We start from the raw sequence: 24314 nt of genomic DNA, 5'->3' as shown, positions 1-24314 counted from the left end.
ATGGCTTCTGCTGCTGTAAGTCCCGAGCGCCACGACACGGTAGCGCTGGCCTGGACCAAGGCTGCCATCCTCGACTGCCTGGGCCAGGCGCGCCAGGCGCTGGAGCGTTTTGCCGGCGAACCGGGCGACCTGTCGATGCTGGCCTTTGTGGTCGACAACCTGCATCAGGTACATGGTTGCCTGCGCATGCTTGAGCTGCGCGGTGCGACGCGCCTGGCCGAAGAGCTGGAACTGTTCGCCAAGGCGCTGGCCGACGGCCAGGTCAGCCCACGGGGCGATTGCCTGGGGGCGCTGTTTCGTGGCCTGGAGCAATTGCCCTCGTACCTTGAGCGCTTGCGCGGTGCCCGCCACGACCTGCCCTTGGTGATGCTGCCGCTGCTCAATCAGCTACGTGCCTGCCGAGGTATCGAGCCCTTGGCCCAAGCCAGCCTGATCAGCGGTGCAGCACAGCGTTTTGCCGGGTCCGACGACCTGGCCAACCTTGACCTGTCGCTGGGCAATTGGCGTGAACAATTGCAGGCCGGGCCGGGCCGCGATGCCCTGCGCTCGGTGGTGACCGCACTGTGCGACGACCTGATGCGCATCAAGGAGCGTCTGGACCAGTTCGTGCGCGGCGACCGCCAGCACAGCGAGCAGCTCGATGCCCTGCTGGCGCCGCTGCGTCATGTGGCTGATACCCTGGCTGTGCTGGGCTTCCAGCAACCACGACGGGTTATCATCGACCAGGTGCTGGCGCTGCAGGCCCTGGCCCAGGGCGAGCGCGTGGTGGACGACGCGGTACTGATGGATGTGGCGGGCGCCTTGCTGTACGTGGAGGCTTCGCTGAACGGCATGGTCGGCCCGCTGGAAGAAAACGGGCAGGGCGGGCTGCCTGGCTCGGACCTGGCCGAGATACGCCAGCTGGTGCTGAACGAATCGCTGAACGTACTGCAGCAGGCCAAGGACCTGATCGGCGACTACCTGGAGTCCGACTGGCCGCGCCAACGCCTGCAACCGTTGCCGGGGCTGTTGCAGCAGATTCGCGGCGCGCTGGCCATGTTGATGCTGCCCGCCGTAGCCGAGCTGTTCGCCGGCTGCGCCAGCTATGTGCAGCGCTGGTTGCAGCACCTGGATGTAGAGCCGCCCGCCGATGAGCTGGCCCACCTGGGTGAAGCCATGAGTGCCGCCGAATGCTACCTGCAGTGGCGGGTGGCCGACCCGCTGGCGGATGCCCAGCCGTTCATCGACATGGCCCGTGCAAGCCTGGCAGCGCTGGGCGTGTATTGTGCGCAGGCCGACACCCGTGCAGGCCAGGATGCCAATGGCGACGGCATTGATGACGAGCTGCGCGAGGTATTTCTCGATGAAGCCGGCGAGCTGCTGCCGGAGATCGAGCGGCACTGGCTGCGCTGGCGTGCCGACAACCAGCAGCGCGAGGCGCTGGGGGAAGTACGCCGTGCGCTGCATACGCTCAAGGGTAGCGGCCGCATGGTGCATGCCGAAGCGGTGGCCGAGCTGGCCTGGGGCGCCGAGCACCTGCTGAACCGGGTGCTGGAGGGCCGTAGCGTGCTGAGCCCGGAGGGCGTGGTGGCCCTGCAGCAAGTGTTCGTCCACCTACCCGATTTGCTGGCCGACTTTGCGGCTGGCCAGTTGCCGCAACTGACCGAAATCGAACAGTTGGCTGGGCACCTGCATGCCCTGGCAGAAAACGACGCACCGGGTGCTGCCGATATCGATGGCCTCGACCCGCAGCTGCTGGATATTTTCCGCACTGAGGCGCAAGGCCACCTGGCCAGCCTCGATGTGTTTCTGCAGGGCGCAGACGGCCACGATACGCCGGTCAGCGATGGCCTGCAGCGCGCCCTGCATACGCTCAAGGGCAGCGCTGCCATGGCCGGGGTGATGCCGGTCGCCGAGCTGGCCACCGCCTTCGACCGCCTGGCCCGGGAATACAAGGGCCACCAACTGCCTCTGCAAATGGCCGAGATCGAATGGCTGGAGGCCGCACGCTCGCTGTTCCACCTGGGCCTGGCGCAACTCGACAGCACGCCGTTGGCCGCCATCCCTGGTGCTGCGGAGCTGATCGAACAGGTTGGCCAGGCCGTAGACGCGCGGCTGGCCAGCTTGCATGACGACCCGCAGCATGTCCGGCGCGGCAAGCGCGACCCGCAGTTGGTCGCCAGTTTCCTGGCCCAGGCCATGGATATCCTCCTCGATGCCGAGTCGTTGCTGTCGCGCTGGCAGCAACAGCCTGGGCAGCGTGATGCGCTGGACACCCTGCTCGACCAGCTGACCACCCTGGGCCACGCCGCGCACCTGGCCGACTTGTGGCAGATGGATGATGTGTGCGAGGCCTTGCTGGATGTGTATGGCGCCGTGGAGGAGGGCAGCCTGCCTGCCAATGCGCGCTTCTTCGCCCACGCCCGGCGTGCCCATGAAGCCCTGCTGGACATGCTCGATGAAGTGGCGGCCGGGCAGGACATCGCGCCGCGGTCAGAAACGGTCGACGGCCTGCGCAACCTGCTGGACCAAGCCTTGGCGCCAGAGGCCACTGGCCTGGTGGGCATCGACACGGTCACGCCGTTGCACCCGGACATGGACGTGGCCGACACCCTGGGCCTGGGGCTGCCCCATCAGCCGCAGTTGCCTGACATGACCGAGCCTCTGGTTGAGGAGCCTGAAAGCCCAGGCGAAGAGCTGCTGGAAGTGTTCCTCGAAGAAAGCTCGGACATCGTCGAAAGCGCCGCCGCAGCCCTGGCGCGCTGGCAGGCCGACCCGCGCAGCAGCGTCGAGGTAGACAACCTGATGCGCGACCTGCACACCCTCAAGGGTGTGGCGCGCATGGTCGAAATTGCCCCCATCGGTGACCTGGCTCACGAACTGGAGTTTCTGTACGAACTGCTGGCTGCCGGCCGCTTGCCGCCGAGTGCGCCTTTGTTCGCGCTGTTGCAAAACTGCCACGACCGCCTGGCGCACATGCTCGATGCCGTGCGCCTGGGGCAGCCACTGCATGCCGCCACGGCGCTGATCGACTATATCCGTAACTTCAGCAGCGCGGCCCTGACCGACAGTGCTGCCGGCCAGGGGCCGGTCGAAGCCGCCGCCAGCGAGGTGCCGACAGCAGCGCCAGAGCGGGCGCCAGGCGACATGGTCAAGGTCGATGCCGAGTTGCTCGACGACCTGGGTAACCTGGCGGGTGAGCATTCGATCATTCGTGGGCGCATCGAGCAGCAAGTCAACGATGCACAGTTCACCCTCAACGAGATGGAAACCACCCTTGAGCGCATGCGCGACCAGCTGCTGCGCCTGGACATCGAGACCCAAGGGCGAATCTCCAGTCGCCAGCAGTTCGAAGGCGATGCCTATGACGATTTCGATCCGCTGGAAATGGACCGCCATTCTCAGTTACAGCAGTTGTCGCGGGCCTTGTTCGAGTCCGCCTCGGACTTGCTCGACCTGAAGGAAACCCTGGCTCAGCGTGCCCAGGAGGCCTACAGCCTGCTGCAGCAGCAGGCGCGGGTGAACAGCCAGTTGCAGGAGGGCCTGACCGCCACCCTGATGGTGCCCTTCGAGCGCCTTGTGCCGCGCTTGCAGCGCGTGGTGCGGCAGGTGGCCAGCGAGCTGGGCAAGCAGGTAGAACTGGTGGTCGGCAATGCCGAAGGTGAACTGGACCGCAGTGTGCTGGAGCGCATGGTGGCACCGCTTGAGCACATGCTGCGCAACGCCGTTGACCATGGCCTGGAAAGCCGCGAAGCGCGCCTGGCTGCCGGTAAGCCGGAGCAGGGCACCATTCACCTGAACCTGCTGCACGAAGGCGCCGATATCGTCATCGAAATGACCGACGACGGTGCCGGTGTGCCTCTTGAAGCCGTGCGGCGCAAGGCCATCAAGCGTGGCCTGCTGGACCCGCAGGCACAGCTGAGCGATCACGAGATCTTGCAGTTCATCCTGCGCCCGGGCTTTTCCACCGCTGAAAAGATCACCCAGATTTCCGGGCGTGGCCTGGGCATGGACGTGGTGCACGAAGAGGTCAAGCAGTTGGGGGGCTCGATGAGCATCGAGTCGGCCCAGGGCAAGGGCGCACGCTTCTTGATCCGCCTGCCGTTCACCGTATCGATCAACCGTGCGCTGATGGTGCATTTGGGCGAAGAGCAGTACGCGATCCCGCTGAATACCATCGAGGGCATCGTCCGTGTGCCGCCGGCAGAGCTGGCGGCGTGCTATCAGCTGGACCCGCCCCGCTATGTTTATGCCGGCCATGAATACGAGCTGCGTTATCTGGGCGAGTTGCTGCAAGGCCTGCCGCGTCCGGCCTTGCTGGGGCAGAGTGTGCCGTTGCCGGTGCTGCTGGTGCACGCCAAGGAGCAATCGTTCGCCATTCAGGCCGATAGCCTGTCGCCCAGCCGCGAAATCGTGGTGAAGAGCCTGGGGCCGCAGTTTGCTGCGGTTGCCGGGCTGTCGGGGGCGACGCTGCTGGGCGATGGCCGGGTCGTGCTGATTCTCGACCTGCTTGGCCAACTGCGCGGCCAGCAGCGGCGCCTGGCCCGTTTGCCCGGTGGCGGCACCCCGCGCCAGTTGCTCGGCCCGGTGCCGCGCCGCGCATTGTTGGTGATGGTGGTGGACGACTCGGTGACTGTGCGCAAGGTCACCAGCCGCTTGCTGGAACGCCACGGCATGAGCGTGCTGACGGCCAAGGACGGGGTCGATGCCATGGCCTTGCTGGAAGAGCACCGCCCGGACGTGTTGCTGCTGGATATCGAGATGCCGCGCATGGACGGCTTCGAGGTGGCCACCCGCATTCGCCGTGACGCACGGCTGAAAGACCTGCCGATCATCATGATTACCTCGCGTACCGGGCAGAAGCACCGCGACCGCGCCATGGCCATTGGCGTCAACGAATACCTGGGCAAGCCGTATCAGGAGTCGTTGTTGCTGCAGAGCATTGCACACTGGAGCCAGCCCCATGCTTGAACTGATTGCCGGGCAGCGCAGCAGCCTGACCGGGCTGTTGCTGCCCTTGGGCGACCGCACCCTGGTGTTGCCCAACGTGGCGGTGGCCGAGTTGAGCGGCCAGCGCAATTTGGTGTGCCAGCGCGGTGAGCCGGCCTGGCACCTGGGCTGGATCGACTGGCGACAGCAGCGCCTGCCGCTTATAGGGTTCGAAGCGGCGTGTGGTGGTGAGACGCCGTGCGGCGAGCGGGCGCGGGTTGTGGTGCTCAATGCCCTGGGCGACACCGGGCTGCGTTATTTGGCGCTGTTGCTGCAGGACATTCCGCGTTCGTGCAAGCTCGACAGCCAGCTGAATTATGTGGATGTGGCGCTGGGGCGCCTGGAGCTGGCGGCGGTGCAGGTGGGGGAGCAAGTGGCGCGGGTGCCGGACCTGGCTGGGCTGGAAAGGCTGGTGCGTGACGCGGAACTGCAACCAGGAGCGCTGTAAGCTGCAAGCGGAAAGTTGCAAGCCAGAGCGGTGACATCAATGCTATCGCGATTCACTTGCTGCTTGCCGCTTGAAACTTACAGCTGTTGGGGGAGGTCTGTGTTTGCATGTATTACGGTGAACGCTTCAACGCCTGGACCCACCTGGTCGGTGCTGTTCTGGCCTGTATCGGTGCGATCTGGCTGATCGTGGTCGCGGGCCTGCAAGGCGACCCGTGGAAGATTGTCAGTTTCTCCATCTACGGCAGCACGCTGTTGTTGCTGTACAGCATCTCCACCCTGTACCACAGCACCCGCGGGCGGGCGAAGGTGATCATGCGCAAGCTCGATCACCTGTCGATCTACCTGCTGATCGCCGGCAGCTACACACCCTTCTGCCTGGTCAGCCTGCGCGGCCCCTGGGGCTGGAGCCTGTTTGGCGTGGTCTGGGGGCTGGCGGTAATCGGCATGCTGCAAGAGATCAAACCGCGCTCCGAGGCGCGGATTCTGTCGATCATCATCTACGCGGTGATGGGCTGGATCGTGCTGGTGGCGGTCAATCCATTGCTCCACTCGCTGGGCACTGCCGGTTTTGCCTGGCTGGCTGCCGGCGGGGTGTTCTACACCGTCGGCATCATCTTCTTCGCCTTGGACAGCCGCTTGCGCCACGGGCACGGCATCTGGCACTTGTTCGTGATCGCCGGCAGCCTCATGCACTTCGTGGCGGTGTCGTTCTACGTACGCTAGTTAAAAATCGCCCCAAAGCTGTTGTGCCACCGACAGCGCCACCACTGGCGCGGTCTCGGTGCGCAGTACCCGTGGGCCGAGGCGTGCGGCGTGGAAGCCGGATGCTTTGGCCTGCTCGACTTCGGCTTCGCTCAGGCCGCCTTCGGGGCCGATCAGGAAGGCCAGGGTGGCAGGCTTGTCGTGGCTGGTGAGTGGCTCGGCCACCGGGTGCAGCACCAGTTTCAGCTCGGCCTTGGTGCTGTTCAGCCACTCGGCCAGGGTGACCGGTGGGTGGATGACGGGCAAGGTCGAGCGGCCGCATTGTTCACAAGCGCTGATTGCCACTTGGCGCCAGTGGGCCAGGCGTTTGTCGGCGCGTTCGTCCTTCAGCCGCACTTCGCAGCGCTCGCTGACGATCGGGGTGATTTCGTTGGCGCCCAGTTCGGTGGCTTTCTGGATCGCCCAGTCCATGCGCTCGCCACGGGACAGGCCCTGACCGAGGTGTACATGCAGTGGCGAATCGGCCTGGCCAGGCAGTGCCTGGTCAAGGTTGACGCGTACGGTTTTCTTGCCCACTTCGAGCAACTGGCCGAGGTATTCCTGGCCGCTGCCGTCGAACAGCTGCACGGCGTCGCCGGGGGCCATGCGCAGTACGCGGCCGATGTAGTGGGCCTGGGCTTCGGGCAGGTCGTGCTCGCCAAGGCTCAGGGGGGCGTCGATGAAGAAGCGGGACAGTCTCATGGGGTGCTCGTCAAAAAGGGTGTACTTGGCCCCTTGTGGGAGCGGCCTTGTGTCGCGAAAGGGCCGCAAAGCGGCCCCGGCAATCTCTGCTGCGAAGCTAAGAACCTGGGGCCGCTTCGCGACCCTTTCGCGACACAAGGCCGCTCCCACAAGGTTCTGTGTATTGGCAAACGGATTTAGCCCGGGTCGCGGAAGTCGGGGTGGAAGTTGGCCGGCACGGCAACGCTGACGCTTTCCCGGGTAGCAATGTCGATGCCTTCACTGGCCACTTCCGCCAGGAAGTCGATCTGCTCGGGCGTGATCACGTACGGCGGCAGGAAATACACCACGCTGCCCAGCGGCCGCAGCAGGGCGCCGCGCGTCAGGGCATGCTCGAATACTTTCAGGCCACGCCGCTCCTGCCACGGGTAGGCAACTTTTCCTGCCTTGTCCTTGACCATCTCGATGGCCAGGGCCATGCCGGTCTGGCGAATCTCGGCAACGTGGGCATGATCGGCCAGGTGTGCAGTCGCCGTTGCCATGCGCGTAGCCAAGGCCTTGTTGGCCTCGATCACGTTGTCCTGCTCAAAGATGTCGAGGGTCGCCAGCGCCGCAGCACACGCCAGCGGGTTGCCGGTGTAGCTGTGCGAGTGGAGGAACGCGCGCAGGGTCGGGTAGTCGTCGTAGAACGCCTGGTACACCTTGTCGGTGGTCAGGCAGGCGGCCAACGGCAGGTAACCCCCGGTCAGGGCCTTGGACAGGCACAGGAAGTCCGGGCGGATGCCCGCCTGTTCACACGCGAACATCGTACCGGTGCGGCCAAAGCCCACCGCGATCTCGTCGTGGATCAGGTGCACGTCGTAGCGGTCGCAGGCCTCACGCAGCAGCTTGAGGTACACCGGGTGGTACATGCGCATGCCGCCAGCGCCCTGGATCAGTGGCTCGACGATCACGGCGCTGATGGAGGCGTGATGCTCGGCCAGGGTCTGTTCCATGGCCTGGAACATGTTGCGCGAGTGCTCTTCCCAGCTCATGCCCTCGGGGCGCAGGTAGCAGTCGGGGCTGGGCACCTTGAGGGTGTCCAGCAGCAGCGCCTTGTAGGTTTCGGTGAACAGCGGCACATCGCCCACCGACATGGCGGCAATGGTTTCGCCGTGGTAGCTGTTGGTCAGGGTAACGAAGCGCTTCTTGCCTGGCTTGCCGACGTTTTGCCAGTAATGGAAGCTCATCTTCAGCGCCACTTCGATGCACGACGAGCCATTGTCGGCATAGAACACCCGGTCGAGCCCGGCCGGGGTCATGGCCACCAGGCGCTCGGACAACTCGATCACCGGCTGGTGGCTGAACCCGGCCAGAATCACATGTTCCAGCTGGTCGACCTGGTCCTTGATACGCTGGTTGATGCGCGGGTTGGCATGGCCGAACACGTTGACCCACCAGCTGCTCACCGCGTCCAGGTAGCGCTTGCCTTCGAAGTCCTCCAGCCACACGCCTTCGCCGCGCTTGATCGGGATCAGCGGCAGCTGCTCGTGGTCTTTCATCTGGGTGCAGGGGTGCCACAGGACCTTGAGGTCGCGTTGCATCCACTGATCATTGAGGCCCATGGGCACTTCTCCTGGCTTTGCGGCGTGGTTCGACCGCGTAAGCCTAAGCAATGCCGCAGGGCAGGACAACCATCGTGGTTCAGTGCCGGTGGGTGCCGGTCCATTCGAGGCGGCGGATGTGCACGGTCCCGGCCTGTGAAGTGGAGATGGTCAGGCGCCGAAATGGTCCGTCGATTACCTGATGGTAAGGGTGTGTGGCGATGGGGCCGGGCCGCAGGTCGTGAAACCCGCTGCCTTCCAGCGTGAGCCAGTAGAAGTTACGTGGCGCAGGGGCGACCAGGTCGTAATGATGGTTTTCGGCATCGAACAGCATGTGCAGGTCGTCACAGAGGAAATCGCTGACCACATAGTACTCCAGCCGCAGGCACTCGACTTCCTGAGCGAAGGTGATCTCCACATCGCTGTGCTCACCAATGACCAGTTCGGTGCCGTCTTCGCCCTTGAACGCTTCATGAAAGCCGGCCCATGAGGTGCTGTTGGAGCGGATACTCAGGCCAGAGGCTGTTTTAAGCGTTTGCTTGTGCCACAAAAACTGCCGTTCGACGTGTTGAAAGTGCTCCTCGAAGATCATGTTCGTGCCCTCCTGGCGGGGCTCTGGCCACCTTCGTCAGTTTTACCTGCCGCTGTGTGACAGGGCTACTGGCAAAAATGTCAGTTGCCAAAAGCACTTGATGTCACTGCGCTGGCAGGGTTGGTGGAGGTGACGTATTCTTAACGCATCTCTCTCGGGGCATTCCTGCCTCTTCCCGTATCTGTAACCTCTGACTCGGAGTTCGCCGACATGGCTGCTGCTTGGGTGCGCCTGTGCGCGTTGGTATTGATTGGTGTGTCCAGCGGCGCCGCGCTGGCAAAGGACAAGACGCCCACGGCAATCGTGGTGGGTGGCGGCCTGGCAGGCCTGACGGCAGCCTACGAGCTGCAGAACAAAGGCTGGCAGGTGACCCTGCTGGAAGCCAAATCGGGCATGGGCGGGCGTTCGGGCCTGGCCACCAGCGAATGGATCGGCAACGCCAAGGCGCAGCCGGTGCTTAATCAGTACCTGGACCGTTTCAAGCTTGAAACACTGCCGGCGCCGGAGTTCGTGCGTACCCCCGGTTACCTGATCGACGGCGAGTATTTCAGCGCCACCGACCTGGCCACCAAGCAGCCGGCTACCGCCGAAGCACTCAAGCGTTACGAGAAAACCCTCGACGACCTGGCCCGCTCCATCGACGACCCGCTGAACCCGCAGGCAACCAGCACATTGTTTGCCCTCGACCAGATCAACGTCTCCACCTGGCTCGACAAGTTGCAGCTGCCGGCCACGGCCCGTCAGCTGGTCAACCAACAGATCCGTACCCGCTACGATGAGCCGTCGCGCCTGTCGCTGCTGTACTTCGCCCAGCAGAACCGCGTGTACCGTGGCGTCAGCGACCGCGACCTGCGTGCCGCACGCCTGCCAGGTGGCAGCCCGGTGCTGGCCCAGGCTTTCGTCAAACAGCTGAAAACCATCAAGACCAGCTCGCCGGTTACCGCCATCGTCCAGGACAAGGACGGGGTAACGGTAAAAGTCGGCAGCGTCGGCTACCAGGCCGATTACCTGGTCATGGCCGTGCCGCTGCGCGCCCTGGCCAAGATCCAGATGACCCCGGGCCTGGACAACCAGCACCTGGCAGCGTTGAAGGGCACCAACTATGGCTGGCGCGACCAGCTGATGCTCAAGTTCAAAAAGCCGGTGTGGGAAAGCCGCGCACGCATGTCGGGCGAAATCTTCAGTAACGCCGGCCTCGGCATGCTGTGGATCGAACCAGCGCTCAAGGGCGGCGCCAACGTGGTGATCAACCTGTCCGGCGACAACGCCCGCCTGCTGCAGGCATTTGGCGACAAGCAGATGGTCGACCAGGTGCTGATCCGCCTGCATGCGTTCTACCCACAGGCCCGTGGTGCGTTTACCGGTTACGAGCTCAAGCGCTACAGCACCGACGCCGGCACCGGCGGCGCTTACCTGGCTTATGGCCCAGGGCAGATCAGCAAGTACTGGCGCTTGTGGGAGCGCCCGGTGCAACGCATCACCTTTGCCGGTGAGCATACCGATGCCCTGTACCCTGGCACCCTGGAAGGTGCCCTGCGCAGCGGCCAGCGTGCGGCCAGCCAGGTGCAGGACCTGTTGGCCGGCAAGTCGTTCGACCCGGCCAAAGCGGCGCCGGTTGCGGCGGCAGCGGCAGCCGGTGCGGTGGCCGCCAAGGAAAGCAAGGGCGGTTTCTTCTCCAATCTGTTCGGTGGTTCGTCCGACAAGGCTGACAAGGCGCCAGTGAAAGAGGAGCCGAAAAAGGTCGAAGAGGCCAAGCAGGACAAGCCGGGCTTCTTCAAGCGCCTGTTTGGCGGGGCGGACACGCCAGAGGTGAAGGCCGTGCCGATCGCCAAGGCTGAGGAAGTGGCGCCGGCACCCGCGCCAGCTCCACAAGCCGCGCCGGCCCCGGTTGCACCTGCTCCTGCGGTCAAGGAGGCGGCTGCCAAGCCAGCAGCGACCAAGGCGGCCCCGGCCAAGCATGCGCCGGCGCACAAACCCGCGCACAAGCCTGCCGAGACCAAGAAGGCGACTGCCAAGTCCGAACCGACCAAGAAACCTGTGGCCAATACCCAGGCCAAGGCGGGTTGATTTGTTGCCAGTGCCGGCGATAGGGCCGGCACTGGCAACCCTGAGCGCTCCGGCTATCGTTAATGTTTCCTTAATGGGAAGCTTACAGAATAACTATCGGATTTCTTGATAATCCGAAGCAATTTTTTCCGCTTTTCTTCGATACATTTCGCGTTAGTCTGTGTACAGCTTTCACGGGGAAACACGCCAACATGCAACTGCGCAATTCATCTTCTCGCTACGGCGTGGTCAGCATCATCCTGCACTGGGGTGTGGCGCTGGCAGTCTTCGGCCTGTTCGGCCTGGGCTTGTGGATGGTCGGCCTCGACTATTACAGCCCTTGGCGCAAAGCCGGCCCGGACCTGCACAAGAGCATCGGCCTGGTGCTGTTGGCGGTGATGTTGCTGCGCGTAGTCTGGCGTTTCGTCAGCCCGCCACCTCCGGCGCCGGCCAACCATGGCGCCTTCACCCGCCTGGCGGCCAAGCTGGGGCACCTGGCCCTGTACCTTGGGCTGTTTGCGGTGATGGCGGCCGGTTACCTGATTTCCACCGCCGACGGCGTCGGCATTCCGGTGTTCGGCCTGTTCGAAGTGCCGGCATTGATCAGCGACTTGCCCGATCAGGCAGACGTGGCGGGTGTGATTCACCTGTGGCTGGCCTGGGGCCTGGTCATTTTTGCCGTGCTGCATGCCTTGGCAGCGCTCAAGCACCATTTCATCGACCGTGACGCGACCCTGACCCGCATGCTGGGCCGCAAAGCTTGACCCTCAACCTCAATTGCATAGGAAGGAACAGGATGTTGAAAAAGACTTTTGCCGCTCTGGCGCTCGGTACCGCACTGCTCTCCGCTGGCCAGGCCATGGCTGCCGAGTACAAGATCGACAAGGAAGGCCAGCACGCGTTCGTTGACTGGAAAATCAGCCACCTGGGCTACAGCTTCATCCACGGTACCTTCAAGGACTTCGACGGTAACTTCACTTGGGACAGCGCCAAGCCTGAAGCCAGCAAGATCAACGTCGACCTGAAAACCGCCAGCCTGTGGTCGAACCACGCCGAGCGTGACAAGCACATCGCCAGTGCCGATTTCCTCGACGTGAAGAAGTACCCGGAAGCCAAGTTCGTCTCCACCAGCGTCAAGTCGACTGGCGACAAGACGGCTGACGTGACTGGCGACCTGACCATGCACGGCGTGACCAAGCCGGTCACCTTCAAGGCTACCTTCAATGGCGAAGGCAAGGACCCATGGGGCGGCGAGCGTGCTGGCTTCAACGCCACCACCACCCTGAACCTGAACGACTTCGGTATCAAAGGCCCGGGTGCTACTTCGCAGACCCTGGACCTGGACATCAGTGTTGAAGGCGTGAAGCAGAAGTAATCTGCTGTAGCTGAAATGTCGAGGGGGCTGCTTCGCAGCCCTTTCGCGACACAAGGCCGCTCCCACAGGTATTGCGCAGATTTCATGTACTGCGCAATACCTGTGGGAGCGGCCTTGTGTCGCGAAAGGGCCGCAAAGCGGCCCCCTGTCGTATCAGCCCTTACGGGTCAGCAGCGCCGGGCGCTCACCGCGCGGGCGGCTTGGCAGGTCATCCAGCTGCTCAGGCGTTGGGTAACGGTCGAGTTTGGATTCCTTGCGGATGATCACCGGCTGTTTTTCCGGCTGGCGCGGGTTGCGCACGGCCGGCTCTTGCCGGGCGGCATCGTCACGGGCAGGGCGGCCACGGCCTGCGCCGCCACCATCACGGCGGGCACCGCCACCGTTGTTGGCGCGAGGTGGGCGTTTTTCGCCGCCACCGCTACCGCTGCGCTGTTGGCCACCACTGCGGGCCTGACCCTGGCCACCAGCATTGCTGCGCTGGCCATTGCCTTGGCCCTGACCTTGCCCGGCACCACCACCTGGGCGGCGGTTGCGGCCCTGGTTCTTGCCCTGGTAGGGGCTGACGTAGTCAGCACGGTTACCGAAGTTGTCGATATCGTCGTCCAGGAACTCTTCCGGGTCACGGTCGGCTGGCGCTTTCGGTACGCTGCTGTTGCTGGCCTGCTGCTGTTGCTGCTGGCGCGGCTTCTTGTCACGCGGCTTGCGTGGCTGCTGTTGCTTGTCGCCGCTCTTTTCCTTGTCGGCCGGCTTGTCCGCAGCCTGCTGCTTGGCCTTGCCTTTATCCTTGCCTTTGTCCTTGCGGCCGCCGTTGGCGTCTTTGCCGCCTTCGCCACGGGCCTGCTGGTTACGGCCACCGCGCCCGTTGTTTTGCGGGCGCTCGCGCACTTCAGGCTTTTCGGCTTCTACCTGGCTGGCGTCAAAGCCCATCAGGTCGCCATCCGGGATGCGCTGCTTGGTCACCCGTTCGATGCTCTTGAGCAGCTTCTCTTCATCTGGCGCGACCATGGAAATCGCCTCGCCCGAACGACCGGCACGGCCGGTACGGCCAATGCGGTGAACGTAATCTTCCTCGACATTGGGCAGCTCGAAGTTGACCACATGAGGCAGTTGGTCGATGTCCAGGCCGCGGGCGGCGATGTCGGTGGCAACCAGCACGCGCACGCTGTTGGCCTTGAAGTCGGCCAGCGCCTTGGTGCGGGCGTTCTGGCTCTTGTTGCCGTGGATCGCAGCGGCGGTCAGGCCGTGCTTTTCCAGGTATTCGGCCAGGCGGTTGGCGCCGTGCTTGGTACGGGTGAACACCAGCACCTGCTCCCAGGCACCCAGGGTAATCAGGTGTGCCAGCAGCGCGCGCTTGTGGCTGGCAGGCAGGCGGTAGACGCGTTGCTCGATACGTTCGACCGTGGTGTTCGGCGGGGTGACCTCGATACGCTCCGGGTTATGCAGAAGCTTGTCGGCGAGGTCGGTGATGTCCTTGGAGAAGGTGGCCGAGAACAGCAGGTTCTGGCGCTTGGCCGGCAGGCGGGCCAGTACTTTCTTGACGTCGTGGATGAAGCCCATGTCGAGCATGCGGTCGGCTTCGTCGAGCACCAGGATTTCCACGTGGGCCAGGTCGACCTTGCCTTGTCCGGCCAGGTCGAGCAGGCGGCCCGGGCAGGCAACCAGCACGTCAACGCCTTTGGCGATGGCCTGGATCTGCGGGTTCATGCCAACGCCGCCGAAGATGCAGGCGCTGACCAGTGGCAGGTCGCGGGCATACACCTTGAAGCTGTCGTGCACCTGGGCTGCCAGTTCGCGGGTCGGGGTCAGGACCAGCACGCGCGGCTGGCGCGGGCCATGACGTTGCGACTTGTCGGGGTGGCCGGTCGGGAACAGGCGCTCGAGAATCGGCAGGGCGAAACCGCCGGTTTTACCAGTACCTGTCTGTGCGGCAACCATCAGGTCACGGCCTTGCAACACGGCGGGAATGGCCCGCTGTTGCACGGGGGTCGGCTGGGTATAGCCCGCAGCCTCGATAGCGCGGACAAGAGCCTCGGAGAGACCGAGGGAAGCAAAGGACATGGGCGATCCTGTTCTCGTGTGGGCTGGGCCCGTTGGGATGTTCTGCCTGGCGCGACGGGCATCGGTGGGATGCGATCGCGTCCGGTCCAGCTGGGCTTTCACTGCACATCCGGGAAACGGAGGGTGGACGCGAAGGGGCGTCGGTGCCGATCGGGATGCCTGTTGCGAGGCCGAGCGTCCGGGCGTGAGCCGGGCGGGAAGGCCCGAGTATAACAGAGCTAACGCGCTGTGCTGCTTTCCTGCTGCTCAACGGCGTTGAGAATGTTTCCGATGTCGCCTGTGTAGCGCTGGCTGATGGCGGCAAAGGCCGGTTCCTGTTTGAAACGCTGCAGTTCTTCGGCAAAGGCCTGGGCCAATGCCTCACGCCCGGGTTTGCGTACCAGCCCCAGGTACTGGGCCTGGCGGTTGATCACCAACGGCAGCGCCTCGACTTGCTGTTCCAGGCCCAGTTGCCGGAGCAGGTAATGACCAACCTTGCGATCGGTGATTGCCAGGTCGATACGGCCCAGCAGCAGCTTGCCGAAGTTGGCTTCCTGGGTGGGTGCGGCTTCCCGACGGAAATGTGTGGCCTCGTTGAACGCGGCGCCGTAGGCATAGCCGGGCGAGGTGCCGATGGTGAGGCCTGCGAGGTCGTCTGGGCCGGTCACAGGGTGGCGGCGTGCGCGCGCCTGGAACAACACGAATTCGACTTGCGACAAGGGCTCGGGGGCATAGACCAGGTAGGGGCGTCGGGCTTCGGTCTGGAAGATGTCCAGAATCCCGTCGGCCAGGCCTTGCTCGATCATTGCCAGGCAGCGCTTCCATGGAAGGAACTGCCATTCCACCTGGACGCCGAGGCGTTTGAACACCTCGGTGGTGACTTCGTAGTCGATGCCGTGGGGTTGGCCATTCTGCTGGTAGATGTAGGGTGCCCAGTCATCGGACACCAGGCGCAGACGCTCGCCCAAAGCCGACGGGCTCAGGCAGGCGAGCAGCAGGGTGCAGAACAGGCGGGCGACGAGTGGCATGGCCGGAGATTACGCGCTCGGCCTGTTCTAGGCCAGAGGAGCTGGTGTTCTCCTGTGCCGGCCCACTCAAATGTGGGAGGACCTCAGCAAATGTGTCTCGATTTCCTTGCGCCGCTCACCCAGCGACAGCCGCAGCCCCGGGTGGCGCAAGCACTGGCGCAGTTGCTCGGGCTGCAGCTGGCCGCAGCGGGCGTTGAGGTTTTCCAGGGCCTTGTCCCACCAGGCCGGCGCGCAGGCGCGGTCGAACTCATTGGGGTAGGGGTAGCAGCCATAGAGCAGCTCGCGGGCGAACTGGCGCTCGTGCCTGGGCAGGGTCATGCTCAACGCCTTGTAGCCCAGGCGGTGCAGTGCGGGTGGCCGCGGTAGCTGGTCGTTGACCAGCTTGACGTCAGCCAGCGCCGCCTGGCCCAGCGGGTCGTGGCCGTGCTTGCGCAGCCAGGCCTGGATCTTGGCGCGGAATTGCGCCTTGCGGCTCCAGTAGTGGTGGATGACATCGGTGCACTCGGCCACCTCCAGCCTACGGTATGCCGCCACTGCCAGGCAGAACTCTTCTAGCGTGTAGGCCTCGCGCGCCAGCGGGTAGAACTCGTCCATCATGGCGATGGAACTGTCCAGTGTGCTGGCGTCCTCGGCCGTGAGGCCGATCACGCCGGAGTTGATCAGTGGCATCTGGCAGTCGGCCAGGCCCCGGCCTTGCAAAATGGTCAGCAGGTTCTTGTACAGCAGGCACTTCTGGTTCGCGCCGTAGCGCGGGCCGATGGCATTGCACAGCAGCTTGCCCGGGGCTACGCGGGCGAACAGTTGCAGTGGCGAGGTGCGGAAAAAGGTATCGGTGTCGATCAGCACCGCCAGCGGGTGTTGCTGCAGCACCTGGCGCAACAGCACGTGCTTGCTGCGAAAGTGATAACCGTGGGGGGCGTTCCATGCCTGGCGCGTGGCTTCGTCCAGCGGGTGGATGCTGACAGGCAGTTTGGCATAGGGCTGCGGGTTGTCGGTGTACACCTGGATGTCCATGGCTTCACGTGCCGTACCCAGGTGGGCAAGGGCGCTGACGATGCTGAAGCAGGCTTCCTGGTGATAGGTTGCCGGGCCAAAAGCCAGGTAGACAAGCTGTGGACGCGGTGGCTGGGGATGCTGCATGGCAGGCAAGACCTGTGTAACCCGAAAATGAATAAGGCTTTAGTCTATGACCAAAGCCTTAATCATTTCTTAAGCAGACTTTGCCAAAAGATTTCAGCGCGGCAGCTTGAGGTTGTTCCAGATCGCCAGGCTCGGTTCGGCCTGGTTCAAGGTGTAGAAGTGCAGGCCCGGCGCGCCGCCTTGCAGCAGCTGTTCGCACATGCGGGTGATCACTTCTTCGCCGAAGGCCTGGATGCTGGCGGTGTCGTCGGCATAGGCTTCCAGCTGCTTGCGGATCCAGCGCGGGATCTCGGCGCCACAGGCGTCGGAGAAGCGGGCCAGCTTGCTGTAGTTGGTGATTGGCATGATGCCAGGCACCACCGGGATGTCCACGCCCAGCTTCTGTGCGCGCTCGACGAAGTAGAAGTAGCTGTCGGCGTTGAAGAAGTACTGGGTAATGGCGCTGTCGGCACCGGCCTTGACCTTGTGCACGAAGTTGGCCAGGTCGGCCTCGAAGTTGCGCGCCTGTGGGTGCATCTCAGGGTAGGCGGCCACTTCCAGGTGGAAGTGATCGGCGGTTTCCTGGCGGATGAACTCGACCAGGTCGCTGGCGTAGCGCAGTTCGCCACTGGCCATGCCCATGCCCGACGGCAGGTCGCCACGCAGGGCGACGATGCGCTTGATGCCGGCGGCCTTGTACTCGGCCAGCAGGGCGCGCAGGTCATCCTTGGAGTCGCCCACGCACGACAGGTGCGGCGCGGCAGGTACCTTCACTTCGTTTTCCAGCTGCAGCACGGTGTTCAGCGTGCGGTCGCGTGTGGAGCCGCCGGCGCCGTAGGTGCAGGAGAAGAAGTCCGGGTTGTAGGTGGCCAGCTGGCGGGCAACGCCCATCAGCTTTTCGTGACCGGCGTCGGTCTTGGTCGGGAAGAACTCGAAACTGTAGCGGCGTTCTTGTGACATCACTCGTTCCTCAAGCAGCCTGCTTCAAGCGGCAGGCTGCAAGTAAAAGCCAGGGCGGTGTGGGCCGGCCTGGCTTGGGCATCGTTGCGAAGCGTTGCCTACGAACGCTTAGTAGCGGTAGGCGTGCGGCTTGAACGGGCCTTCGACGGTCACACCGATGTAGTCGGCTTGTTGCTTGGTCAGCTGGGTAACCACGCCGCCGAAGCCGCGGACCATTTCCAGGGCCACTTCTTCGTCGAGTTTCTTCGGCAGCACTTCAACGGTCAGGCGCTCTGCTTTCTTCTCGGCCGACAGGTCGGCGAACTTCTGCTCGAACAGGAAGATCTGGGCCAGAACCTGGTTGGCGAACGAACCGTCCATGATGCGGCTTGGGTGGCCAGTGGCGTTACCCAGGTTGACCAGGCGGCCTTCGGCCAGCAGGATCAGGTAGTCGTCGTTCTGTGGGTCGAAGCTGCCAGCGCCGGTACGGTGGATCTTGTGTACCTGCGGCTTGACCTCTTCCCATGCCCAGTTCTTGCGCATGAAGGCGGTGTCGATCTCGTTGTCGAAGTGGCCGATGTTGCAGACCACGGCGCGCTTCTTCAGGGCCTTGAGCATGTTGGCGTCGCAGACGTTGACGTTACCGGTGGTGGTCACGATCAGGTCGATCTTGCCCAGCAGGGCCTTGTCGATGCTGGCTTCGGTGCCATTGTTGATACCGTCGATGAACGGCGAGACCAGCTCGAAGCCGTCCATGCAGGCCTGCATGGCGCAGATCGGGTCAACTTCGGTGACCTTCACGATCATGCCTTCCTGGCGCAGGGACTGGGCCGAGCCCTTGCCCACGTCACCGTAGCCGATCACCAGGGCTTGCTTGCCCGACAGCAGGTGGTCGGTACCACGCTTGATGGCGTCGTTCAGGCTGTGACGGCAGCCGTACTTGTTGTCGTTCTTGCTCTTGGTGACCGAGTCGTTGACGTTGATGGCCGGCACTTTCAGCTCGCCCTTGGCCAGCATGTCCAGCAGGCGGTGTACGCCGGTGGTGGTCTCTTCGGTCACACCGTGCACGCGGTCCAGTACCTGTGGGTACTTCTTGTGCAGCAGCTCGGTCAGGTCGCCGCCGTCGTCGAGGATCATGTTGGCGTCCCAAGGCTGGCCATCTTTCAGGATGGTCTGCTCCAGGCACCACTCGTACTCTTCTTCGGTTTCACCTTTCCAGGCGAATACCGGAATACCGGCGGCGGCGATGGAGGCAGCGGCCTGGTCTTGAGTGGAGAAGATGTTGCAGGACGACCAGCGCACTTCGGCACCCAGGGCTACCAGGGTTTCGATCAGCACGGCGGTCTGGATGGTCATGTGGATGCAGCCCAGGATCTTCGCACCCTTGAGCGGCTGCTCGGCCAGGTACTTGCGACGCAGGCCCATCAGCGCAGGCATTTCCGATTCGGCAATGATGGTTTCGCGACGGCCCCAGGCGGCCAGGGAAATGTCGGCGACTTTGTAATCGGTAAAACCAGCAGGCATGTTTGCAGCGCTCATGAGAGCCTCCATTCGTAGTGTGCGAATGGGCGCCGTTGTGCGTTAAGCGCCCGCAAGCGCGAGCAACGCCCCATCCGAGCCTGACAGGCCTAGCCTGCTGCAGCGCCCCTCGGACAGGTGGCGGGCATGGCACCGCTGTGGGCAACCATGTGAAGCGGCGCAGATTATAGCCGCCCCCGCCCGCTTGCCCAAGGTTTTCTGTCGATTAATCGCGACGATAGTCGATGTTCAATGGAGCGATGGCGGCCGCTCTGCCATCATTGCTCTACGTTAGCCAAGCAGGTCAGGAGTACAGATGAACTTTCACACCCGCAAGTGGGTTAAACCCGAAGACCTCAACCCCAATGGCACCCTGTTCGGTGGCAGCCTGTTGCGCTGGATCGACGAAGAGGCGGCGATCTACGCCATCGTCCAGCTGGGCAACCAGCGCGTGGTGACCAAGTACATTTCGGAAATCAACTTCGTCAGCGCCTCGCGCCAGGGCGACATCATCGAGCTGGGCATCACCGCCACCGAGTTTGGTCGCACCTCGATCACCCTCAAGTGCGAAGTGCGCAACAAGATCAGCCGCAAGGCCATCCTCACGGTCGACAAGATGGTCTTCGTCAACCTGGGTGAAGACGGCCTGCCGGCGCCGCATGGGCGTACCGAGATCAAGTACATCCAGGACCAGTTCCCGGATTCTGCGGTGGAATGACGATTTTTGGGGCCGCAAAGCGGCCCCAGAATCTCAAGGCTGGGCGCTGACCTTGCGCACCACCCGACCGATGCTCAACCCCTGCACCAGAATCGACGACAGCACCACGATGTAGGTGATCGACAGCAGCAGGTCACGTTCCTCGCCCAGCGGCAACGACAGCGCCAGGGCCACCGACACCCCACCCCGCAAGCCACCCCAGGTCAGCACCCGCACCGTGCCTTTCGGCACCGGGCGCCAACGCCGCAGCAGCACAATGGCCGGGGCCACGGTCAGCAACCGCGACAGCAGCACCGCCAGCGCCAGCACGCCGCCGGCCGCCAGGTGCATCCAGTTGAACGGCAGCAGCAACAGCTCCAGGCCGATCAACGCGAACAACAAGGCGTTGAGCATGTCATCGATCAACTCCCAGAAACCGTCCATGTAGCGACGGGTCATGTCATTCATCGCCAGGTTGCGGCCCAGGTTACCGATGATCAGGCCGGCCACCACCATGGCGATCGGCGCCGAGACGTGCAGCTCGTAGCACATGGCCGAGCCACCAATGACCAGTGCCAGGGTCAGCATGACCTCGACCTGGTACTGCTCGACACTTTTGATCATGCGGTAGGTGGCGTAGCCGATCAGGCCGCCGAACACCACGCCGCCGATGGCCTCCCGGGCGAACAGGATGGCGGTGTCGGTCATGCTCGGTGTTTCACCCAGCTGGATGATGCCCAGCAGCACGGTGAACACCACTACCGCCGTGCCATCGTTGAACAGCGACTCGCCAACGATAGTGGTTTTCAGCGGTTTGGAGGCGTTGGCGGTGCGCAGTGCGCCCAGCACGGCAATCGGGTCGGTGGGCGAAATCAGCGCACCGAACAGCAGGCAGTAAATCAACGGCACCTGCCAGCCGAACAGGGCGAATACCCAGTGCGACAAGTAGCCGATAACCACGGTGGCGATCAGCACGCCCAATGTCGCCAGCAGGCCAATGGGCCAACGGTAGCTGCGCAGGTCGCTGAGGTTGACGTGCAGTGCGCCGGCAAACAGCAGGAAGGCCAGCATCCAGTGCATCAGCAGGTCGTTGAAATCGATCTGGTTCATCAAGCCTTCGACGCGTTCTTCCAGGCCAGGGAAGCCGATCAGGCTCAGGCCCTGCAGCATCAGGGAGAACAGCAATGCCGTGACCATCACGCCGATGGCGGGGGGCAGGCCGATGAAGCGGTAATTGACGTAGGTAAGAAGGGTGGTGAGGCAGATAAACGCGGCAACTAATTCAAGCATCCCGAATCCTGTAACAGTGGCTTCCAAGTCGTTACCCGAATGGCTCGGGCAGTTCTTTGATGACCTGGCGCGGGGTTCGGGACACAGGGTTTGACCGGATTCCCTGAAATCGTTCCCATGCCGGGGGCGCGGCGGCCCCCCGGAATGCCCTATATTCGACCCCTTACAACCCTGCAAGGATAAGAAGGCGTGTTGGCAACATCCCTGGTGCTGGTCGCCGCCCTGCTGCATGCGACCTGGAATACCCTGATCAAGTTCAGCGGCGAGCGCCTGCTGGTAATCGCCAGCATGGACACGGTTGCACTCGCTTTCGCGGTGCTTGCCGTGGCGTTCGTCGATGTGCCGCCTGCTGAAATCTGGCCTTGGTTGATCGCTTCGGCACTCGCCGAGCAGTTGTACCGCTACTTGCTGATCCAGGCCTATCGCGTGGGCGACCTGGGGCTGGTCTATCCTCTGATGCGCGGGTTGTCACCATTGGTGGTGCTGGGGCTGACCCTGGCCTTCGCCGGGGAATCGCTGAGCCAGCAGCAGATCATCGGCATCCTGTTGATCCCGTGTGGCATGGCCTGCCTGTTGTGGCAGGGCGGTGGTGGCGACCGGCTGCCTTGGTCGATGCTGCCGGTGGTTGCCCTGATTGGCCTGTGCATCGGCTGCTACACCTGGTTCGATGGCCAGGCCGTGCGCTTGTGGGGCAAGCCTTGGGACTACCTGGTGTGGTTGACCCTGCTCAGCGCCTGGCAATTTCCGCTGCTGGCCAGCGTGGCTCGGCGCGCACCGTTCATGCTGTTCTGGCGAACACAATGGCGCCTGGGGCTGGCGGTGGGCTTTTGTGTATTGTTCAGCTACGCCCTGGTGCTCTGGGCCATGCATCTGGGGTCGGTGGCCGAGGCAGCTGCGTTGCGCGAGTTGAGCGTGATCCTGGTGGTGCTGCTGGGCATGCGCTACCTCAAAGAACCTTTTGGCGGGCCAAGACTCCTAGCTTGCGGGCTGGTCCTGGCAGGCATGCTGGTGATGAAGCTCTAACCCATTTTCGAACAAGGAGTCCTGAGCATGACCGTTGCCCTGTGGTGCATTTTGATCGCGCTGCTGTTGAATCCGCTGTGTGCCTTGATCGCCAAGGTGAGCAGTGGCCGCTTTGGTCTCAAGGACAACCATGACCCGCGCGCCTTCCTCGATACCTTGTCGGGCTTGCCACGGCGTGCCCATGCTGCGCAGCAGAATGGCTACGAGGCGTTTCCGGCGTTTGCCGCAGCGGTGCTGGTGGCGGATATCGTCGGCAATGCCGAGCAGGTGACGCAGGATGTGCTGGGGGTGATGTATATCACCAGCCGCTTGCTTTTCATCATTTGCTACTTGGCCGATTGGGCTGCATTGCGTTCGCTGGTGTGGTTTGCCGGGTTGGCGCTGATTGTGGCGTTCTTTGTGGTTTCCATCTGAAACCGGGTTGTGTTCTTCGCGGGCAAGCCCGCGAAGAACACAGCGCCGATCAAGGCATCTTAGGGACTTCTGGCAGTGGTTGCCCCTTAGGCCACAGCATCCAGATCTGCCCTTGCTGCTTCATGTTCCCGGCCAGCTCACCGGCTTGCGGCCCAGTACCCCAGAACAAATCCGCACGCACTTCACCAGCAATCGCCCCGCCCGTGTCCTGCGCCCCAACCGGGCGCACCACAGGCGAGCCATCCGGGCGAGTCGTGGACAGCCACAACAAGCTGCCCAGCGGTATCACCTTGCGGTCGATGGCTACGCTGTAGCCGGCAGTCAGTGGCACGTTCAGCGACCCGCGCGGGCCTTCGTTGCTGTCCGGGCGTGTGCTGAAAAACACGTAGCTGGGGTTGCTGGCCAGCAGTTCCGGCACGCGCTGCGGGTTGGCCTGGGCCCAGGCATGAATGGCGCCCATGCTCACCTCTTCTTTTTTCAGCTGGCCCTGTTCCACCAGCCAGCGCCCGATTGGCCGGTAAGGGTGCCCGTTCTGGTCGGCGTAGCCCAGGCGCAGTTGCCGGCCGTCCTCCAGCTGGACGCGGCCAGAGCCCTGGATCTGCAGGAACTGCAGGTCCATCGGGTCGGTCAGCCAGGCCAGCACCGGCGCCTTGACGCCGTCACGGTTGATCACCTCGGCAGTGTCGTAAGGCTTGAGCACCCGGCCATCGAGGCGACCGCGCAGGCGTTTGCCCTTCAGCTCGGGGTACACGCTGGCCAGGTCGACCACGATCATGTCTTCAGGAATGCCATAAACCGCCACATGGTTGGTCGACGACTGCTTCAGGCTGCCGGGGTAGACCGGCTCGTAGTAGCCGGTGATCAGGCCGTTGGCGTTGTTCTCGGCAGAGCGCAGGCCGTACACCTCCAGGTTCTGCTCCAGAAAGGTGCGCACTTGCGCGGCGCTTGCCGTGGCGCTTCCGGCCGCTTCACAGGTGGCAGACCACACGGGGTCGCGCTTGAGCTTCTCGCAGCCGCTGCGCCAGGCGTAGAAACCGGCCAACAGGTCTTCATCGCTGACCGCCGGCAGGTCTTTCCAGGTGGCCGGGGCATAGGTGGCGATGGCGTGGGGCTCGGGCTTGGCGTTCTCGCCGCCATTGCAGCCGGCCAGCAACGCCAGTACAGGGAGTGTCCAGGCCAGGTGGCGCAGGGCAGAGTTCATGAGTGCATTCCTGTCATGGGCGAACATGAATATTCGCCCCTGTATTTTATGTGGCTATTGGTCTTTGGCCTGTTGGCAGCGATACTGGCCGCCCATTTGCGTAGGCCAAAGTGACCCTGATGTTGAAGCGATTGACTGTTGTTCTGCTGGCAGCACTGGCCCTGGGGGGGTGTGACCGGGTTGACCCGAACTCGCCACTGGGCAAGCGCAAAGTGATTTTCAAGGACATGCTCAAGACCAGTGAAGACCTGGGTGGCATGCTGCGTGGCCGGTTGCCGTTCGACGGGATCAAGTTTGCCGACGGTGCGCTGAAGCTGGACAGCCTTGCACATCAGCCCTGGCAGCACTTTCCACAGGTACGCGATGGCGGCGACAGCGCCGCCCGCGCCGAAGTATGGGAGCGCCAGGCGCGTTTTCATGACCTGGCCCGGCAGCTGGAGGGGGTTACCGGCGAACTGGTCGGCGTAACCCGCAGCCAACCGCTGGATGCCGCGCAGTTGAAGGCGCCGATGGACAAGGTCGAAGCGGCGTGCAAGGCCTGTCATACCGAGTTTCGTAATCATTGATAGCCTGCAGTGGCCTCATCGCCGGCAAGCCAGCTCCCACAGGTTT

The 24314-nt window shown here is 63.5% G+C and carries 20 protein-coding genes and 1 riboswitch; of the genes, 10 read left to right on the top strand and 10 right to left on the bottom strand.

Annotated elements, in window-relative coordinates:
* The 3 genes from N436_RS09505 (at position 1) to N436_RS09495 (ending at position 6141) form a co-directional block, all read left to right on the top strand.
* Positions 1-4950 carry an Hpt domain-containing protein gene (locus N436_RS09505; protein ID WP_110740868.1) on the top strand — a complete coding sequence of 1650 codons (4950 nt, stop codon included), beginning with the start codon at positions 1-3 and terminating at the stop codon, positions 4948-4950.
* Positions 4943-5416 carry a chemotaxis protein CheW gene (locus tag N436_RS09500; protein ID WP_060501042.1) on the top strand — a complete coding sequence of 158 codons (474 nt, stop codon included), beginning with the start codon at positions 4943-4945 and terminating at the stop codon, positions 5414-5416. The genes N436_RS09505 and N436_RS09500 overlap by 8 nt, the downstream gene beginning before the upstream one ends.
* 107 nt (positions 5417-5523) lie before the next feature.
* Positions 5524-6141, top strand: coding sequence for a hemolysin III family protein (locus tag N436_RS09495; RefSeq protein WP_060501040.1), 618 nt, complete (start codon positions 5524-5526; stop codon positions 6139-6141).
* Here the strand turns inward: N436_RS09495 and N436_RS09490 are convergent, their stop codons facing one another.
* The 3 genes from N436_RS09490 to N436_RS09475 form a co-directional block, all read right to left on the bottom strand.
* Positions 6142-6861 carry a 16S rRNA (uracil(1498)-N(3))-methyltransferase gene (locus N436_RS09490; protein ID WP_110740867.1) on the bottom strand — a complete coding sequence of 240 codons (720 nt, stop codon included), beginning with the start codon at positions 6859-6861 and terminating at the stop codon, positions 6142-6144.
* Positions 6862-7037: 176 nt separating this feature from the next.
* Complete coding sequence (locus N436_RS09480; RefSeq protein ID WP_110740865.1) at positions 7038-8444, bottom strand: adenosylmethionine--8-amino-7-oxononanoate transaminase; 1407 nt, start codon at positions 8442-8444, stop codon at positions 7038-7040.
* 79 nt (positions 8445-8523) lie between these two features.
* Positions 8524-9015 (bottom strand): hypothetical protein, encoded by a 492-nt coding sequence (locus N436_RS09475; RefSeq protein WP_110740864.1) that lies wholly within the window; start codon positions 9013-9015, stop codon positions 8524-8526.
* Between the two features lie 210 nt (positions 9016-9225).
* Here N436_RS09475 and N436_RS09470 point away from each other — a divergent pair, with 210 nt between their 5' ends.
* From N436_RS09470 to N436_RS09460, 3 genes are all read left to right on the top strand, one after another.
* On the top strand, positions 9226-11082 hold the full coding sequence (locus tag N436_RS09470) for a flavin monoamine oxidase family protein (protein ID WP_110740863.1): 1857 nt from the start codon (positions 9226-9228) through the stop codon (positions 11080-11082).
* A 191-nt stretch (positions 11083-11273) separates the two neighbouring features.
* A complete protein-coding gene (locus tag N436_RS09465) occupies positions 11274-11825 on the top strand; it encodes a cytochrome b (protein ID WP_019096619.1) in 552 nt (183 codons plus the stop codon).
* Between the two features lie 32 nt (positions 11826-11857).
* On the top strand, positions 11858-12436 hold the full coding sequence (locus N436_RS09460; protein ID WP_025340897.1) for a YceI family protein: 579 nt from the start codon (positions 11858-11860) through the stop codon (positions 12434-12436).
* Positions 12437-12589: 153 nt separating this feature from the next.
* On the opposite strand, the gene N436_RS09455 is transcribed toward N436_RS09460, so the two are convergent.
* The 5 genes from N436_RS09455 to ahcY all read right to left on the bottom strand — a co-directional run bounded on the left by N436_RS09455 (position 12590) and on the right by ahcY (position 19098).
* Positions 12590-14494 carry a DEAD/DEAH box helicase gene (locus tag N436_RS09455; RefSeq protein WP_105946370.1) on the bottom strand — a complete coding sequence of 635 codons (1905 nt, stop codon included), beginning with the start codon at positions 14492-14494 and terminating at the stop codon, positions 12590-12592.
* Between the two features lie 218 nt (positions 14495-14712).
* Complete coding sequence (locus N436_RS09450) at positions 14713-15501, bottom strand: ABC transporter substrate-binding protein (protein ID WP_105946369.1); 789 nt, start codon at positions 15499-15501, stop codon at positions 14713-14715.
* Positions 15502-15567: 66 nt separating this feature from the next.
* Positions 15568-16641: a hypothetical protein gene (locus N436_RS09445; protein ID WP_110740862.1), complete on the bottom strand. Its 1074-nt coding sequence runs from the start codon at positions 16639-16641 to the stop codon at positions 15568-15570.
* A 93-nt stretch (positions 16642-16734) separates the two neighbouring features.
* Entirely contained in the window at positions 16735-17580 is an 846-nt protein-coding gene (metF, locus tag N436_RS09440; protein WP_105946367.1) for a methylenetetrahydrofolate reductase [NAD(P)H], read from the bottom strand.
* A gap of 108 nt (positions 17581-17688) precedes the next feature.
* Entirely contained in the window at positions 17689-19098 is a 1410-nt protein-coding gene (gene ahcY / locus N436_RS09435; protein WP_105946366.1) for an adenosylhomocysteinase, read from the bottom strand.
* Between the two features lie 20 nt (positions 19099-19118).
* Positions 19119-19215: riboswitch (S-adenosyl-L-homocysteine riboswitch) on the bottom strand.
* 178 nt (positions 19216-19393) lie between these two features.
* Between ahcY and N436_RS09430 the strand changes: the two genes are divergently transcribed.
* The gene (locus N436_RS09430; RefSeq protein ID WP_016712397.1) at positions 19394-19795 is read left to right on the top strand and encodes an acyl-CoA thioesterase; all 402 of its coding nucleotides are present in this window, start codon (positions 19394-19396) and stop codon (positions 19793-19795) included.
* A gap of 33 nt (positions 19796-19828) precedes the next feature.
* On the opposite strand, the gene N436_RS09425 is transcribed toward N436_RS09430, so the two are convergent.
* On the bottom strand, positions 19829-21064 hold the full coding sequence (locus tag N436_RS09425) for a sodium:proton antiporter (RefSeq protein ID WP_016712396.1): 1236 nt from the start codon (positions 21062-21064) through the stop codon (positions 19829-19831).
* Between the two features lie 189 nt (positions 21065-21253).
* Between N436_RS09425 and N436_RS09420 the strand changes: the two genes are divergently transcribed.
* Positions 21254-22087, top strand: coding sequence for an EamA family transporter (locus N436_RS09420; RefSeq protein ID WP_016712395.1), 834 nt, complete (start codon positions 21254-21256; stop codon positions 22085-22087).
* 27 nt (positions 22088-22114) lie between these two features.
* On the top strand, positions 22115-22501 hold the full coding sequence (locus tag N436_RS09415) for an MAPEG family protein (RefSeq protein WP_110740861.1): 387 nt from the start codon (positions 22115-22117) through the stop codon (positions 22499-22501).
* A 49-nt stretch (positions 22502-22550) separates the two neighbouring features.
* On the opposite strand, the gene N436_RS09410 is transcribed toward N436_RS09415, so the two are convergent.
* Positions 22551-23702 (bottom strand): murein transglycosylase A, encoded by a 1152-nt coding sequence (locus N436_RS09410; RefSeq protein WP_110740860.1) that lies wholly within the window; start codon positions 23700-23702, stop codon positions 22551-22553.
* Between the two features lie 119 nt (positions 23703-23821).
* Here N436_RS09410 and N436_RS09405 point away from each other — a divergent pair, with 119 nt between their 5' ends.
* Positions 23822-24268, top strand: a complete 447-nt coding sequence (locus tag N436_RS09405; protein ID WP_110740859.1) for a cytochrome c — start codon at positions 23822-23824, stop codon at positions 24266-24268.
* Positions 24269-24314 lie beyond the last annotated feature (46 nt).

The sequence above is a fragment of the Pseudomonas sp. RV120224-01b genome (assembly GCF_003208145.1).
Lineage (GTDB): Bacteria > Pseudomonadota > Gammaproteobacteria > Pseudomonadales > Pseudomonadaceae > Aquipseudomonas > Aquipseudomonas monteilii.
The sequence above is the reverse complement of the archived record's forward strand: the minus strand, read 5'-3'. Positions and strand labels throughout refer to the sequence as shown.